Annotated in this window: 13 protein-coding genes; 12 read left to right on the forward strand and 1 reads right to left on the reverse strand. The window is 63.3% G+C overall.

The window, feature by feature from the left end:
* The 6 genes from ACLEJP_RS25100 to ACLEJP_RS25125 all read left to right on the forward strand — a co-directional run.
* On the forward strand, positions 1 to 4934 hold a 4934-nt coding region (locus ACLEJP_RS25100), incomplete at its 5' end, for an immunoglobulin-like domain-containing protein (protein WP_440810780.1).
* Positions 4935 to 5161: 227 nt separating this feature from the next.
* A complete protein-coding gene (locus ACLEJP_RS25105) occupies positions 5162 to 5503 on the forward strand; it encodes a tryptophan synthase subunit beta (protein WP_225779936.1) in 342 nt (113 codons plus the stop codon).
* A gap of 190 nt (positions 5504 to 5693) precedes the next feature.
* On the forward strand, positions 5694 to 6593 hold the full coding sequence (locus tag ACLEJP_RS25110; RefSeq protein ID WP_440810782.1) for a TauD/TfdA dioxygenase family protein: 900 nt from the start codon (positions 5694 to 5696) through the stop codon (positions 6591 to 6593).
* Between the two features lie 17 nt (positions 6594 to 6610).
* Positions 6611 to 7630 carry an ABC transporter substrate-binding protein gene (locus ACLEJP_RS25115; RefSeq protein ID WP_440810784.1) on the forward strand — a complete coding sequence of 340 codons (1020 nt, stop codon included), beginning with the start codon at positions 6611 to 6613 and terminating at the stop codon, positions 7628 to 7630.
* Positions 7631 to 7636: 6 nt separating this feature from the next.
* Complete coding sequence (locus tag ACLEJP_RS25120) at positions 7637 to 8500, forward strand: ABC transporter ATP-binding protein (protein WP_440810786.1); 864 nt, start codon at positions 7637 to 7639, stop codon at positions 8498 to 8500.
* Positions 8501 to 8515: 15 nt separating this feature from the next.
* The gene (locus ACLEJP_RS25125; protein WP_440810788.1) at positions 8516 to 9379 is read left to right on the forward strand and encodes an ABC transporter permease; all 864 of its coding nucleotides are present in this window, start codon (positions 8516 to 8518) and stop codon (positions 9377 to 9379) included.
* Positions 9380 to 9435: 56 nt separating this feature from the next.
* Here ACLEJP_RS25125 and ACLEJP_RS25130 read toward each other — a convergent pair whose 3' ends face one another.
* On the reverse strand, positions 9436 to 9996 hold the full coding sequence (locus ACLEJP_RS25130; protein ID WP_440810790.1) for a WYL domain-containing protein: 561 nt from the start codon (positions 9994 to 9996) through the stop codon (positions 9436 to 9438).
* Between the two features lie 207 nt (positions 9997 to 10203).
* Between ACLEJP_RS25130 and ACLEJP_RS25135 the strand changes: the two genes are divergently transcribed.
* The 6 genes from ACLEJP_RS25135 (at position 10204) to ACLEJP_RS25160 (ending at position 16167) form a co-directional block, all read left to right on the forward strand.
* Positions 10204 to 10998, forward strand: coding sequence for a tetratricopeptide repeat protein (locus tag ACLEJP_RS25135; RefSeq protein WP_440810792.1), 795 nt, complete (start codon positions 10204 to 10206; stop codon positions 10996 to 10998).
* 139 nt (positions 10999 to 11137) lie between these two features.
* Complete coding sequence (locus ACLEJP_RS25140; protein WP_440810794.1) at positions 11138 to 11590, forward strand: MarR family winged helix-turn-helix transcriptional regulator; 453 nt, start codon at positions 11138 to 11140, stop codon at positions 11588 to 11590.
* Entirely contained in the window at positions 11587 to 13674 is a 2088-nt protein-coding gene (locus tag ACLEJP_RS25145) for an FUSC family protein (RefSeq protein ID WP_440810797.1), read from the forward strand. The genes ACLEJP_RS25140 and ACLEJP_RS25145 overlap by 4 nt, the downstream gene beginning before the upstream one ends.
* Positions 13671 to 13883, forward strand: coding sequence for a DUF1656 domain-containing protein (locus ACLEJP_RS25150; RefSeq protein ID WP_114169105.1), 213 nt, complete (start codon positions 13671 to 13673; stop codon positions 13881 to 13883). Before ACLEJP_RS25145 ends, ACLEJP_RS25150 begins: the two co-directional genes overlap by 4 nt.
* On the forward strand, positions 13880 to 14755 hold the full coding sequence (locus ACLEJP_RS25155) for an efflux RND transporter periplasmic adaptor subunit (RefSeq protein ID WP_289131594.1): 876 nt from the start codon (positions 13880 to 13882) through the stop codon (positions 14753 to 14755). The genes ACLEJP_RS25150 and ACLEJP_RS25155 overlap by 4 nt, the downstream gene beginning before the upstream one ends.
* Positions 14752 to 16167: an efflux transporter outer membrane subunit gene (locus tag ACLEJP_RS25160; protein WP_440810801.1), complete on the forward strand. Its 1416-nt coding sequence runs from the start codon at positions 14752 to 14754 to the stop codon at positions 16165 to 16167. The genes ACLEJP_RS25155 and ACLEJP_RS25160 overlap by 4 nt, the downstream gene beginning before the upstream one ends.
* Positions 16168 to 16322: the final 155 nt, after the last annotated feature.

The following is a 16322-nucleotide window of genomic DNA, read 5'->3' on the forward strand; positions in this document are numbered from 1 at the left end:
AAGGCGGCGTAATCACTTACACCGTGACCCTGACCAACAAAGACGGCTTGCCGATCGACAAGCATTCGGCACTGACCTTCACGCTGAACGATGGCACCACCATCACCGTGCCAGCCAATAGCACGACCGGTTCGGTCACGGTCACCGCTCCGGACAACGTCTACGCAGGCGCCAACGACCTGGTGATCAAGTCGATCGCATCGGTCAGCGGCACCGACGTCGGCAAGTTCGAGCAACTGACCCTGGATAAGACGCCGCTCAGCACCACGGTCACCGACGAGCCAGGTACGCCGGGCAACCCAGGCGGCAGCAACGAAGGCGACCTGGTCAAGGTCACCATCACCGCCGATCAGCCTTCGGTGGCCGAGAACGTCAAACCGACCTTCACGGTAAACATCAACCAGGCACTGGCCCATGACCTGGTCGTGACCCTGAGCAACAACGCCCAAGTCACTATCAAGGCCGGCCAGACCAGCGCAGCGTACGAGCACGCGGCACAGGGCGATGACGTCTACAAGGACTCAGGCGAAGTCAGCCTGGGCATCAAGTCGGCTGTGGACGTCGATGGTCGTACCTTCGAAAACCTGCAGCTGGGCGGTGCGGCCAAGGTCCAGGTCACCGACACCACTGACGAGGTCGTAGCCAAGCTGACTGCTACTCCTTCGGTTACCGAAGGCGGCGTAATCACTTACACCGTGACTTTGACCAACAAGGACGGTCTGCCGATCAACAACCACTCGGCACTGACCTTCACGCTGAGCGACGGCAAAACCATTACCGTGCCGGCGAACAGCACTACCGGCAGCACGACCGTCACTGCACCAGACAACGTCTATGTCGGCGCCAACGACCCGGTGATCAAGTCGATCGCATCGGTCAGCGGCACCGACGTCGGCAAGTTCGAGCAACTGACCCTGGACAAGACCCCGGTCAGCACCACGGTCACCGACGAGCCGGGTACTCCAGGCAACGAAGGCGACCTGGTCAAGGTCACCATCACTGCCGACCAGCCTTCGGTGGCCGAGAACGTCAAACCGACCTTCACCGTGCAGATCAACCAGGCACTGGCTCACGATCTGGTCGTGACCCTGAGCAACAATGCCCAGGTCACTATCAAGGCCGGCCAGACCAGCGCAGCGTACGAGCATGCTGCGCAGGGCGATGACGTCTACAAGGACTCAGGCGAAGTCAGCCTGGGCATCAAGTCCGCTGTGGACGTCGATGGCCGAGCCTTCGAGAATCTGCAACTGGGCGGTGCGGCCAAGGTTCAGGTCACCGACACCACTGACGAAGTGGTGGCCAAGCTGACTGCTACTCCTTCGGTTTCCGAAGGCGGCGTAATCACTTACACCGTGACCCTGACCAACAAGGACGGTCTGCCGATCAACAACCACTCGGCACTGACCTTCACGCTGAGCGACGGCAAAACCATTACCGTGCCGGCGAATAGCACTACCGGCAGCACGACCGTCACTGCACCAGACAACGTCTATGTCGGCGCCAACGACCCGGTGATCAAGTCGATCGCGTCGGTCAGCGGCACCGACGTCGGCAAGTTCGAGCAACTGACTCTGGACAAGACTCCGGTCAGCACCACCGTGACCGATGAACCAAGCGGCCAGGGCGATGTCACCACGGTCGGCATCAGCGGTAGCACGTCGCTGACCGAAGGTGAAACCGGCCACTACACGCTGGTCCTGGGCAACCCGTCGAAGTCTGAGGTCACCATTACCCTCAGCTACACTGGCACCGCCAAGAATGGCGAGGACTTCACCGGTGTCACCACCGTGAAGATCCCGGCCAACAGCACTGGCACTACATTCGACATCGCGACCATCGACGACAAGCTTGTCGAGGGTACCGAGAACTTCACCGTGAAGATCGAAAGCGCCACTGGTGGCGGTTTCGAGAACCTGAAGGTCGACAGCGGCAATGCCAGCGTGACCACTTCCATCCTCGACAATGACCACCTGCCGGTTTCGCCTGGCGGTGCAGTGTTTGGCGTGGAAGACACCGCCTACGTGTTTGCCTGGAGTGATTTCAAGGTCACGGATGCCGATGCCGACACCGGCTTGTCCGTGACGATTACCTCGCTGCCGGCTGCCGGTACCCTGCAGTTCTTCAACGGTACGACATGGGTGAACGTGGCCGTTGGCCAGGTCGTCAGCCAGGCTGACATCACCGCCAACAACCTCAAGTTCGTGCCGGCCCTCAACCAGTCGGGCACCGACAACTACGGTGGGAATGGCGTAGGTAACCAGCAGGCCGACTACGCGCAGTTCAAGTTCAAGCCGAACGATGGCACCAACCTGGGCAGTGAAGTGACCATGAAGGTCGATATCAGCCCGGTTGCCGACAAGCCGACCCTGAGCTTCGGCAGCGCCGAGATCGAGTCCAAAGGCCTGACCAAGGAAGTGTGGACCAGCCTCAAAGGCCTGGGTACCGACGGTAATGGCATTACCGGCGACTCGCTGAAGACAGTCTTTGCCAACTCCGGCAACGCCAACGCCAGCAGCACCACCACCAACGTGCAGTCCGATGGCAGCGTCAGTGCTGGCACTGGCTCGAAAACGTCGGGCCTGATCTATCTGGAAGCCGGCAAGACCTACAACTTCAGCGGCACCGCCGACGACAGCTTCGTAGTCACCATCGGTGGCAAGACCGTGGTCACGGCCACCTGGGGTGCGGGTGGCCAGGTTTCGGGCAGCTTTACTCCGAACACCAGTGGCTACTACCCGATCGAGGTCTATCACGCCAACCAGAGCGGGCCAGGCAGCTATGACCTGAACATCCAGGTCGGCTCGGGTGCGGTTACCGACCTGAGCAGCTCGAACGTCAAGATGTACCAGAACGTGACCGAGATGGCCAACGCCGGCCTGGGCGTGTCCGACCTGCACACCGTCAATGGCCAGAGCTATTACGACGGCTACAAGCTCAATGAAGGGCCGGAAGGCGGCTCGGTGAAACTGGTCGGTATCTCGACCGCGCTGACCGATACCGACGGTTCCGAAAGCCTGAGCGTATCCCTCAGCGGCATTCCGAAAGGCACCGTGCTGAGCGATGGCGCAGGCCACACTGTCACGGTCGGTACGGGACCGGTAGACGTGACCGGCTGGAAACTCAGCAGCCTGACGCTGACGCCGCCGGCCTACTTCAAAGGTTCGTTCGACATCACGGTCACTTCGGTCGCGACCGAAAGCGTGGGCGGTTCGGCTGTCACCACCGGCAATATTCCGGTGACCGTCTACGCCGCGACCTACAAAGCCAACGTGGGTACTTCGGGCAACGATGCGATGACCGGCAGCGAAGGCAACGACATCATGGTTGCCGACGTATCCGGCCTGAACGTGGTTCAAGGCAAGAACTACAACATTGCCTTTATCGTCGACAGCTCGGGCAGCATGAGCGACAAGTCGCTTTCCGATGCGAAGACCCAGCTCGCCTCGGTGTTCAATACGCTCAAAGCCAGCCTGGGTTCGGATACGTCCGGCACGGTCAACATCTTCCTGGTCGACTTCGACACCCAGGTCAAGCAGAACGTGGCGGTGAACCTTGCCGACCCGAATGCCTTGAGCAAGCTGCAGACCGTGTTGAACTCCATGGCGAGCGGTGGTGGTACCAACTACGAAGACGTGTTCAAGGCTGCGGCCAACTTCTTCAAGAGCACCATGGCCAGCGGTAACACCAATGCCGAGAACCTGACCTACTTCATCACCGACGGCAAGCCGACCTACTACCAGAGCGGGGAGAGCACCAACCCGCGGCTGTGGACCAACGGCAAGTACCTGGATGACGTGGTCAACGTCAACAACTACAAGCTTGGTGACACCTTCAGCGTTTGGGCCGACGCCACCCACAAAGTCGAGATCAGCAGCAGTGGCTCGGTCAAGGTGCTGACCTACAGCGAGAACAAGCGGGGTGAATTGGTGCTGCAGTCCACCAGCACCGTCGGCACCTTGCATGCCCAGGGCGACGGCACCTACGAGTTCTCCAGCCTGGACGGTTCGGGCTACGGTGAGTACTGGAACTACCAGGAGTCGGCAGCAGGCACTACGGCGAGCTTCAGCCTGCTGGGTGGCACCAACGGCGTGAGCAAAGTGCAGGCGATTGGCTTGAACAGCGATGTCACGCTGAACGATCTGAAACCGTACGACTCTGCTGGCAAACCTCAGGCAGGCATCGATCCGTCCGACCTGGCCAAGGCGATTCTCGGCCATTCCGAGGCGACCTTGCCGGGCGCTGACAGCCTTGATGGCGGCAACGGCAACGACATCATCTTCGGTGACCTGATTACCCTCAACGGTGTCGTCAGCGAAGGCTACCAGGCGTTGCAGACGTACGTGGCGCAGAAGAGCGGTGTCGAAGCCAGTGCCGTCACCACCAGCAATGTCCACCAGTACATTACCGAGCACTACAACGAGTTCGATATTTCCGGTGCCAACGACGGCCACGACTTCCTGTCGGGCGGCAATGGCAATGACATCCTCTTTGGTCAGGGGGGTAACGACACGCTGGATGGTGGCAAAGGTAACGACATCCTGCTGGGCGGTACCGGCAACGACACCCTCATCGGTGGCCAGGGTAACGATATCCTGATCGGCGGAAGCGGTGCCGACACCTTCGTGTGGAAGGCGGGTGACATCGGCAACGATGTGATCAAGGACTTCAAGGTGGCCGAGGGCGACCGGATCGACCTGAAGGACCTGCTGCAGGGCGAGAAGGGCAGTACCATCGACAACTACCTGAAGCTCACCACGGTGGAAGGCACGACGACGCTGCAGGTCAGCAGCGAAGGCAAGCTGAACGCCGAAGGGGGTATCGCCAATGCCGACGTCACTATCAAGCTGGAGGGGGTGAACTGGTCCAACACCACGATCAACTCGTTGATCAGCGGTGCTGACCCGACCATCATCATCCACAACAAGGACAGCTGATAGCGACGAGCCGGCTGGCACACTCCCTGCAGGAGCGACCCCGGGATTTCGGCAACCATGTTGAAATCCCGGGGCCGCCTCGCGGCCCTTCGGCGACACAAGCCCGCGCCTGCAGATCTTTCCCGCAACCCTGTGACAGCGCATACTCTGGCGCCGTGCCTGCGTGCCGGGCAATCTTTGCCTATGCTGCTGTCTACCACCAAGGAACCAATGTGACGAGGGACGCCATGTTCTATGTGCAACGCGACGCTGCCGGCCAGTTGCAGCGGGTAGAGGCAGCCGCTTTCGACGAGTTCACAGAAATGCTCCCTGCCGACCATGCCGATATCCAGGCCTGGTTCGCCGATGACATTGTGGAAAACAGCCTCAACCAGCTCAAGCAAAGCGATCTGGACATGATCCGTGTGCTCGAGGACCTGATCGACGTCCTGACCGCCAAGGGTGTATTCAAGATCACTGACCTGCCCCCGGGGGCCCAGGCCAAGCTGCTCAACCGCTCCACGGCGCGCAAGGCGCTGAGCAGCCTGAACAACCTTATCGAGGAAGAAGAGCATGGCGGCCTGATCTGAGGGCAGATACCGGTGCTATGGTTATTCACTAAAGATATTTAAATTATTTCTTTTATGCCTTTATAGTCGCTTCCACTGCGTACCCGTCGACCAATCGGCGCGCCGCACGACTTGAACCCACACGGGAAATCCCCGTGCGTTTCTGATTGTTGCGCGCCATTGAATGTCGCGCACTGCGTGGGAGTGAAAAATGTCAGCCGCCTCGAACGCCTTGTCGATCATCGACAGCGCCCAGTCGCAACGCTTCGAAATCCGCCCGTTCGCCGGTGCCCCCGGCGCCGAGATCATCGGCCTGGACCTGACCCAGCCGGTCAACGTCGAGGATTTCGCCCGTATCCATCGTGCCCACCTCGACCACCATGTGCTGGTGTTCCGCGACCAGCGCATCAGCCCCGAGCAGCAGATCGCCTTCAGCCGCCGTTTCGGCGAGTTGCAGATCCACGTGCTCAAGCAGTTCCTGCTCGCCGGCCACCCCGAGATCCTGATCGTCTCCAACATCATCGAGGACGGTCGCAACATCGGCTTGGGCGATGCCGGCAAGTTCTGGCATTCGGACCTGTCGTACAAGGAACTGCCGAGCCTTGGCTCGATGCTGCACGCCCAGGAGCTGCCCAGCGAGGGCGGCGATACCCTGTTCGCCGACATGCACAAAGCCTGGGACGCCGTTCCCGAAGCCTTGCGCAAGGTGGTCGAGGGCCGCAGTGCCGCGCACTCCTACACGGCCCGTTATGCCGAGACCAAGTTCGAAGGCAACTGGCGCCCGACCCTGACCGCAGAGCAGTTGGCGCAAGTTCAGGAAGTCATCCACCCGGTCGTCCGTACCCACCCGGAAAACGGCCGCAAGGCGCTGTTCGTCAGTGAAGGCTTCACCACCCGCATCGTCGGCCTGCCAGACGACGAAAGCCGCGACGTGCTGCAACAGCTGTATGCCCTCAGCGTGCTGGAACAGAACATCTACCGCCACCAGTGGCAGCCCCACGACCTGGTGTTCTGGGACAACCGCTCGCTGATCCACCTGGCCACCGGCTGCCCCGCACACCTGCGCCGCAAGCTGTACCGCACCACTATCCAGGGCGATGCCCCGTTCTGACGACTGAGGAACCCAACATGCGCAAATCCATCAGCCGCCTGGCGGCAAGCATCGGCCTGGGCGCGAGCCTGGTTGTCGGCAGCCTGGCCGCCCCTGCTGCGGCGCAGGCAGAAGGCAAGATCCGCATCGCCGAGCAGTTCGGCATTGTCTACCTGCTGCTTAATGTCGTGCGCGACCAGCACCTGATTGAAAAACACGGCAAGGCGCAGGGCATCGACATCGAAGTCGACTGGGCCCAGCTGTCCGGTGGTTCGGCCATCAATGACGCTTTGCTGTCCGGCTCGGTGGATATCGCCGGCGCTGGCGTCGGCCCGTTGCTGACGGTGTGGGACCGTACCCAGGGCCGGCAGAACGTCAAGGCGGTGGCCTCGCTGGGCAACTTCCCGTATTACCTGGTCAGCAGCAACCCCAACGTCAAGACCATCGCCGACATCTCCGACAAGGACCGCATCGCCGTGCCGGCGGTAGGCGTTTCGGTGCAGTCGCGCTTCCTGCAGTACGCTGCCGCGCAACAGTGGGGCGACAAGGAATACGACCGCCTCGACAAGTACACCCTGGCTGTGCCGCACCCGGACGCCACCGCCGCGTTGCTGGCCGGCGGCACCGAGCTCAACGGGCACTTCTCCAACCCACCGTTCCAGGACCAGGTGCTAGCGAACAAGGCCGTGCACGTGGTGCTCAACAGCTACGACCTGCTCGGCCCCAACTCGCCGACCTTGCTGTTTGCCACCGAGAAATTCCGCAAGGACAACCCCAAGACTTACAAAGCCTTCGTCGATGCGCTGGCCGAGGCTGCCGACTTCGCCCAGAACGACAAGGCGGCCGCTGCCGACACCTATATCCGCGTGACCAAGGCCAAGATCGACCGCGACACGCTGATCAAGCTGATCGACAACCCGCAGTACGAATTCACCATCACGCCAAAAAACACCTACAAGCTGGCCGACTTCCTCTATCGGGTAGGCGCCATCAAGCACAAGCCGGAATCGTGGAAGGACTACTTCTTCCAGGATGAACGCCCGCTGCAGGGGAGCTGACCGACCATGACCGCCCCATTGCCAGGCCACACGGCCAGCAACCTGAGCCGTGTCGCCACGCCGCCTTTGCTCAAGGTGGACAATCTCAGCCTCGAATACCGCACCGCGCAACGCGTGGTGCGCGCCACCCACCAGGTCAGCTTCGAAGTCGACCGCGCCGACCGGTTCGTGCTGCTCGGCCCCTCCGGCTGTGGCAAGTCCACCTTGCTCAAGGCGGTGGCCGGCTTCATTTCGCCCCAGGAAGGGCAGATCCTGCTGCAGGGCCAGGCAGTCAGAGGCCCGGGCCCCGATCGCATCGTGGTGTTCCAGGAGTTCGACCAGTTGCCGCCATGGAAGACGGTGAAGCAGAACGTCATGTTCCCGCTGCTGGTGTCCGGCCAGCTCAAGCGTGTGGAGGCCGAGGAGCGGGCGCTGCATTACCTGGACAAGGTCGGCCTGGCCGCGTTCGCCGATGCCTACCCGCACACCCTGTCGGGCGGCATGAAGGCCCGCGTGGCCATCGCCCGAGCCTTGGCCACGCAGCCAAAGATCCTGCTGATGGATGAGCCGTTTGCCGCACTCGATGCGCTGACCCGACGCAAGATGCAGGAAGAACTGTTGCTGTTGTGGGAGGAGGTGCGTTTCACCTTGCTGTTCGTCACCCACTCCATCGAAGAAGCGCTGGTGATCGGCAACCGCATCCTGCTGTTGTCGCCCCACCCAGGGCGGGTACGGGCCGAAGTGCACAGCCACCAGTACGACCTGGGCAGCCTGGGCGGCAGCGATTTCCAGGCCAGTGCCCGGCGCATCCACCGTTTGCTGTTCGACGAGGCGGACGCGCCGGAGCCGGCTGGCGAGCTTGGCTTCAACGATATCCGTATCGCCTACTGAGAGGAGCTTTCAGCCATGACCACTACACCTGTACGCCAGGAATACGAAGTGCAGCTGCAGCCCCTGCTCAGTGTGCCCGTGGAACGTCAGCTGCCTTTGGTGCAGCGCCTGTGGCAGCAAGGCTGGCTGCGCAAGGCGGTCATCCTGCTGGTGATTGCCGTGCTCTGGGAGGCCGTGGCCCGCTACCAGGCCAATGACCTGTTGCTGCCGAGCTTCCTGCAAACCGCAGCTGCCTTGTGGGACGGCCTGTTCAGCGGCGAACTGCCGGCCAAGGTCGGCGTCTCGCTGGTGATTTTGCTCAAGGGCTATGTGCTGGGCATCGTCCTGGCCTTCGGCCTGACCAGCCTGGCGGTGTCGACCCAGTTGGGGCGCGACCTGCTGGGCACACTCACCTCGATGTTCAACCCGCTGCCTGCGATTGCCCTGCTGCCATTGGCCTTGCTCTGGTTCGGGCTGGGTAACAACAGCCTGATTTTCGTGCTGGTGCACTCGGTACTATGGGCCTTGGCGCTAAATACCTATGCGGGCTTCCTCGGCGTGTCGGAGACGCTGCGCATGGCCGGTCGCAACTATGGCCTGAAAGGGCTGCGGCTGGTGCTGCACATCCTGGTGCCGGCGGCGCTGCCTTCGATCCTGTCGGGGTTGAAGATCGGCTGGGCATTTGCCTGGCGCACCCTGATTGCCGCCGAACTGGTATTCGGAGCCAGCAGCGGCAAAGGCGGGTTGGGCTGGTACATTTTCCAGAACCGCAACGAGCTCTACACCGACAAGGTATTCGCCGGCTTGGCGGTGGTGATTGTGATTGGCCTGCTGGTGGAAGGGCTGGTGTTCAATACCCTGGAGCGGCTGACCGTACGGCGATGGGGGATGCAGCGCTAGCGGGCAAGCCTGTACCGGCCTCTTCGCGGGTGAGCCCGCGAAATGGCCGGTACAGGCTAGCAATTCTGGTACTGCGCAGCCGCATTGCTGAGTATCTTGCCGATCTCCTCGCGCAAGCCGGCAGGCTGCTCCACCACCACCCCATCGCCATGACTCAACAGCCACCAGCGTAGCGGCCAGCCATCACTCACCGTGGCCCGCATCCGATGCCCGTGTTCCAGCGCCGTCAGCTGCATGTCGCTACTCAGCGGCGCATCCCGCAACTGCCGCGCCAGTGCATCGCTGATCCGTGCCACCAGCTCGACCCCCTCACCCCGTGCCGGTTGCAACGCATCGCCGCGCAAGTGCGTCAGCAGATCGAAATTGCCGCGTAATTCGCCCACGGCACTGGCCGACCAGTGCCAGCCAAACGGGATGCTCTTGTCATTCCGCTCCAGCGGAAAAATCAGCGACAGCTCGTTGAGGTCGCGTTCGATGGTACGTTTGCTGACAGTGAAGCCCACGTCACGCAGGCGCCAGACCAGCTCGGCGCTGGTAATGCCTGGAGAGCGGCTGGGCAGCTGGCGCAGCAGCGCCCACTGACGGCTGAGGGTGGCGCGGGTAGTGGCGAACGGCAAAAGGTAACGTCCTTGTCTAGGCTTGCCGCAATAGGATGGCGGCAGGCGTGGGGCATGGCAATTGGCCACAGCCTGCTCAGATCAAGGAAGTCGCATTTGGTTGCCAGGTGCCGATTCGTTCGCGACAGGTTTTGACGTGTCGTCACGCAGAATCACGCCTCATCACAGCCGAAGGTTGGGGTTGTGCGTCGTTCAATGAGGATGAACATGTCTGCTGCCAGCAATATCCATTCGCTGCTTGCCCGTCTCCTGCCCGAGCGGGTCATCGCCCCACCGATTGCTGTCGGGAGGCGACAGCGGTTGTTTGCCGGGGTGGGGCTGCCCAGCCAGCGCTCGCTACTGATCAGCCGCCTGGACGAGGCCAGCGACGTACAGGCGGTATATGCCGACCTGCGCCGCCAGGCGCTGCAAGGCAACGTGGCGGCGCTCAATGACCTCGGCTGGATCTGGCTCAACGGCAAGTACTGGCGTGCCGATACCGTGCTGGCCGGCCACCTGTTGCGCATGGCCGCCCTGCAGGGCCATGCCGCGGCCTGGTTCAACCTCGGGCAGCAGCATTACTTCGGCAAAGGCATCGAACCCTCCTATGTGCAGGCGGCGGAGTGCTACCGCCAGGCCTTCGAGCGCGGCCTGCTGCATGCTGCCGCCGCGCTGGGCGACTTGTATGAGGAAGAGGTGTGCGATGGCGAACTGCAGTGGCAGGTCGACCTGGTGCAGGCCTACCAGTGGTTCCTGCGCGGTGCCGAGCGCGGCGAGGCGCGTTGCCGTTTCGAGGTGGGGTACCGGTTGATGCACGGGCTGTACGTGGAAGCCGATATCAAGGCTGCGTTGTACTGGCTGGAGCTAGCGGCAGCAGCGGGTGTGGTGCAGGCTGCCGAGGAGCTGGCGGTGCACTTCAGCAGCCGTGACGAGGTGCGGTACCAGGAGTGGCGCGACCGCGCGGTACAGATGGGCAGTACGTTGGCGTTGACCATGAAGCTGGAAGACCAGATTCAGCCCTGAGTTGTCCTGCTCAGGGCGGTACTGACGAAAAGCATGAACAACATTTCACCCAGGCTATCCATCACCTTTGGTTGACGACAGGGGGAGGGCCAAGCGTATATTGATAGTTAGCAAACTATGAATATCCTTGGTTTCTTCAATGTCCCTTGATCTCCTGCGCCTGCAAGTCAGCAGCGGCATGGTGGTTGCCGCCCGGCATTGGCGGCGCATCTGCCACACCGCCCTGACCGGTTATGGCATCTCCGAAGCCTGCGCCACGCCCCTGCTGATGATCGTGCGTCTGGGCGACGGTGTGCACCAGGTTGCCGTGGCCCAGGCTGCGGGTCTGGAAAGCCCGTCGCTGGTGCGTCTGCTCGACCAGCTGTGCAAGGCTGGCCTGGTATGCCGCAGCGAAGACCCGCTGGACCGCCGCGCAAAGGCCCTGAGCCTGACCGCTGAAGGCCGCGCCCTGGCCGAATCCATCGAAGCCGAGCTGGTACGCCTGCGTCGAGAGGTGCTGCAGCGTATCGACCAGGCCGACCTGGAAGCCGCCTTGCGCGTGCTGCGTGCTTTCGAAGCTGCCGGCCTGGGCAGCACAGGCGAGGCTGCATGAACGGTTTCTTCAGCTCGGTGCCGCCGGCCCGCGACTGGTTCTATGGTGTGCGTACCTTCGCCGCCTCGATGATCGCCCTGTACATCGCCCTGCTCATGCAGCTGCCGCGCCCCTATTGGGCCATGGCCACGGTGTACATCGTCTCCAGCCCCTTCCTCGGGCCGACCAGCTCCAAGGCCCTGTACCGTGCCGTGGGGACGCTGCTTGGCGCCGGCGGGGCAATTTTCCTGGTGCCGCCGCTGGTGCAGTCGCCGTTGCTGCTGAGTATCGCCATCGCCCTGTGGACCGGCACCTTGTTGTTCCTTTCGCTGAATCTGCGCACCGCCAACAACTACGTGCTGATGCTGGCGGGCTATACCTTGCCGATGATCGCCCTGGCGGTGGTCGACAACCCGTTGGCAGTGTTTGACGTGGCGTCTTCCCGTGCCCAGGAAATCTGCCTGGGAATCGTCTGCGCAGCGGTGGTCGGGGCGATCTTCTGGCCGCGCCGGCTGGCGCCGGTGGTGGTCGGTGCCACCAGTACCTGGTTCAGCGAGGCGATCCGCTACAGCGATACCTACCTCGCCCGTCAGGCCAGTGCCGACCAGGTGGGTAGCCTGCGCGGCACGATGGTCACCACTTTCAACTCGCTGGAACTGATGATCGGTCAGCTCGGCCATGAAGGGGCCGGCCCGCATACCCTGAAGAATGCTCGTGAATTGCGCGGGCGCATGATCCACCTGCTCCCGGTGATCGACGCTCTCGACGACGCCCTGGTCGCCCTCGAAGGCCGTGCCCCGGAGAAGTTCGCCCAGTTGCGACCGCTGCTGGAGGCCGCCCGCGAATGGCTCAAGGGCACCGCCGCAAGCGCTTCGCCCGCCCGCTGGGCCGCCCTGCACGAGCAGATCGAGCGCCTGCAGCCCGGCGCCGCGGCCCTTGACCAGCGCGCCGACCTGCTGCTGTCCAACGCCCTGTATCGCCTGACGGAATGGGCCGACCTCTGGCAAGACTGCTGCAGCCTGCAGCACGCCCTGCGCAGCGACGATGCCAAACCCTGGCGCGCGGTATACCGCCACTGGCGCCTGGGCCGCCTGACAGCGTTCTTCGACCGCGGGTTGATGCTGTATTCGGTGGCGTCCACCGTGCTGGCCATCATTGTCGCCTGTGGCCTGTGGATCGGCCTGGGCTGGAACGACGGCGCCAGCGCGGTCATTCTCGCCGCCGTGTCGTGCAGCTTCTTCGCCGCCATGGACGACCCGGCGCCGCAGATCTACAGGTTCTTCTTCTGGACCCTGATGTCGGTCATCTTCTCCAGCCTCTACCTGTTCCTGGTACTGCCCAACCTGCATGACTTCCCGATGCTGGTGCTGGCCTTTGCCGTGCCATTCATCTGCGTCGGCACCCTCACCGTGCAGCCGCGTTTCTACCTCGGCACCCTGCTGACCATCGTCAACACCTCGACGTTCATCAGCATCCAGGGCGCCTACGACGCGGATTTCTTCACGTTCCTCAACTCCAACCTCGCCGGCCCCGTCGGCTTGCTGTTCGCCTTCATCTGGACCCTGGTGATGCGCCCGTTCGGTGTGGAGCTGGCGGCCAAGCGCATGACCCGCTTCGCCTGGCGCGACATCGTCGAGATGACCGAACCGGCCACCCTTGCCGAGCACCGCCACGTGGGTGTGCAGATGCTCGACCGCCTGATGCAGCACCTGCCGCGCCTGTCGCAGACCGGCCAGGACAGTGGCGTGGCGCTACGCGACCTGCGCGTAGGGCTAAACCTGCTGGACTTGCTGGCCTACATGCCGCGTGCCGGCCAGCAGGCCCGCGAGCGCCTGGGCACCGTGATCGAGGAAGTCGGCGCGCATTACGCCGCCTGCCTGCGCGCTGGTGAACGCCTGCATGCGCCCGCGGCGTTGCTGCGCAACATGGAGCGCGCGCGCCTGGCGCTGAACCTCGATGAACTGTACGAGCGCGGCGATGCCCGCACCCACCTGCTGCACGCCCTGAGCGGCCTGCGCCTGGCGCTGTTGCCGGGTGTCGAGGTGATGCTCGAACCCGCCGAACAGCCGCAATTGCCCCCCGGACTCGACGGAGCGCCCCTGTGATTGGTGAACTGGATATCAGCGGGGTATTCCTGCCCACGCTGCTGGTGATGATGTTTGGCACCTACCTGCTGTTCCTTGGGGTGCACGCGGTGCTGGTGCGCGTGCATTTCTACCGCCTGGTCTGGCACCGGGCGTTGTTCAACGTTGCCTTGTATGCCGTGCTGCTTGGCGCGGTGGACCACTTTTGCCGAAACCTGATGCTGCCATGAAAAAACCTTTGCTGACCTTGGGCCGTGTGGTCCTGACCTTGCTGGTAGTGAGCTTCGCCGCCGTGCTCGTGTGGCAGATGGTGGTCTACTACCTGTTCGCCCCGTGGACCCGCGACGGCCATATCCGCGCCGACGTGATCCAGATCGCCCCGGACGTTTCCGGGCTGATCCAGAAGGTCGAGGTGCGCGACAACCAGACCGTCAAGCGCGGCGATGTACTGTTCACCATCGATCAGGACCGCTTCACCCTGGCCCTGCGCCAGGCCAAGGCGACCCTGGCCGAGCGCCAGGAAACCCTGGCCCAGGCTTCCCGCGAGGCACAGCGCAACCGCAAGCTGGGCAACCTGGTGGCCGCCGAGCAACTGGAAGAAAGCCAGTCCCGCGAAGCCCGTGCCCGCTCGGCGGTCAGCGAGGCGCAAGTGGCGGTCGATAGCGCCCAGCTCAACCTTGACCGGTCGGTGGTGCGCAGCCCGGTGGACGGCTACCTCAACGACCGTGCGCCGCGTAACCATGAATTTGTCACCGCTGGCCGGCCGGTGCTGTCGGTGGTCGATAGCGCCTCGTACCACGTCGACGGATACTTCGAGGAAACCAAGCTGGGCGGGATCCACATTGGCGATGCCGTGGATATCCGGGTCATGGGCGACAACACCCGCCTGAGCGGCCATGTGCAGAGCTTTGCGGCCGGCATCGAAGACCGCGACCGCAGCAGCGGTGCCAACCTGCTGCCCAACGTCAACCCGGCGTTCAGCTGGGTGCGCCTGGCCCAGCGCATTCCGGTACGCATCGCCTTTGATGAGGTGCCGCAGGACTTCCGCATGATCGCCGGGCGAACCGCCACGGTGTCGATCATCGAGGGCCAGCACCCATGAAACGGTTGATCCTGGCCGGCCTGTGCCTGTCGCTGGGGGCCTGCATGATGGTTGGCCCTGACTACCAGGTGCCGAAGGATGCCGCGGTGCAGCGCAGCGACCTTAATGGCCCGTTGCGCCAGGATGCTGGCAGCGTGGTGTCGGCGCCGGTGCCTGAGGACTGGTGGCAGTTGTATCAGGACCCGCGGCTGAACGAACTGGTGCGCCAGGCGCTGAATGCCAACACCGAACTGCGCGTGGCCGCTGCCAACATCGCCAAGGCCCGCGCGCAGGTCGAAGTGGCCGAGTCGCAAGGCGGCTTCAACGGCGGCGTCAAACTCGGCGCCCAGCGCCTGCAGGAGTCTGGCGAAGCCTTCCTGCTGCCCGAGAAAGTGCCGGTAGCGAACATCGGCGAGGCCATCGTCAGCGCCTCGTACCAGTTCGACCTGTGGGGCACCTTCAAGCGCGGCACCGAGGCCGCCAAGGCCAATGCCGATGCTGTCCAGGCCGCTGCCGATACCGCCCGCATCACCTTGGTGGCAGACGTGGTCAAGGCCTATACCCAGGTTTGCTCGGCCAACGAGGAATACCAGATCGCCCGCGAGTCGCTCGACCTGCAGGAACAAAGCGTCAAGCTCACTCAACGCCTGCGTGATGCCGGCCGTGGCGATGAAACCCAGGTCACCCGCTCGCAGACCCAGTTCAAGTCCTTGCGCGCCGAGCTGCCCCGCTTCAAGGCTGAACGCGAGGCCGGCATGTACACCCTGGCGGCCTTGTTGGCCAAGCCGGTGGAGCAACTGCCCGCCGGCACCGCCGATTGTGCCGAGCTGCCGCACCTGGACCAGCTGGTGCCGGTGGGTGATGGTGCAGCCCTGCTCAAACGCCGCCCTGACGTGCGCCAGGCCGAACGCCAGCTGGCCGCTGCCACTGCCAACATCGGTGTCGCCACCGGCGCTTTGTACCCGGATATCAGCATCGGCGCCCAGGTCGGCACCATCGGTCTCGTCGACAACCTTGGCGAGCCCTCGACCAACCGCTGGGGCTTTGGCCCGCAGGTCAGCTGGACCATCCCCACCAACGGCACCCGTGCCCGCATTCGCATGGCCGAAGCCTCGACCCAGGCGGCCTTGGCGAACTTCGACGGGGTAGTGCTGAACGCCATCCGCGAAACCCAGACCCGCCTGGCGCAGTACAGTGCCTTGCTGGACCGGCGCGACGCGCTGGCCGAGGCGGAGAGGTCGGCCAAGGACGCGGCCGACCAGACCCACCGCTATTACCAGGCAGGGCGTGAGTCGTTCCTGGCGGACTTGCAGGCGACGCGCACCTATACCGACATGCGCGCGCAGCTGGCGGCAGCCAATAGCCAGGTGGCGATGGGCCAGATTGGTGTGTTCCTGGCGTTGGGTGGGGGGTGGCAGGAGGCTGGGAAGTAGTGAAGTTGAGGGGTATTTGACGGGAGATTGGGCGGGCTGGCAGGTGCCTGCCTAGGGTTTTCAGCGCCCATGAGATCGAGCGCCGCCCGCGCGCCGCTCGATCTCATGGGCGCCAAGAATGCCAAGGCAGTCGCCTCACGAACCCACAGCACTGC

The organism is Pseudomonas sp. SMV7, from assembly GCF_052041995.1.
Taxonomy (GTDB): Bacteria; Pseudomonadota; Gammaproteobacteria; order Pseudomonadales; family Pseudomonadaceae; genus Aquipseudomonas.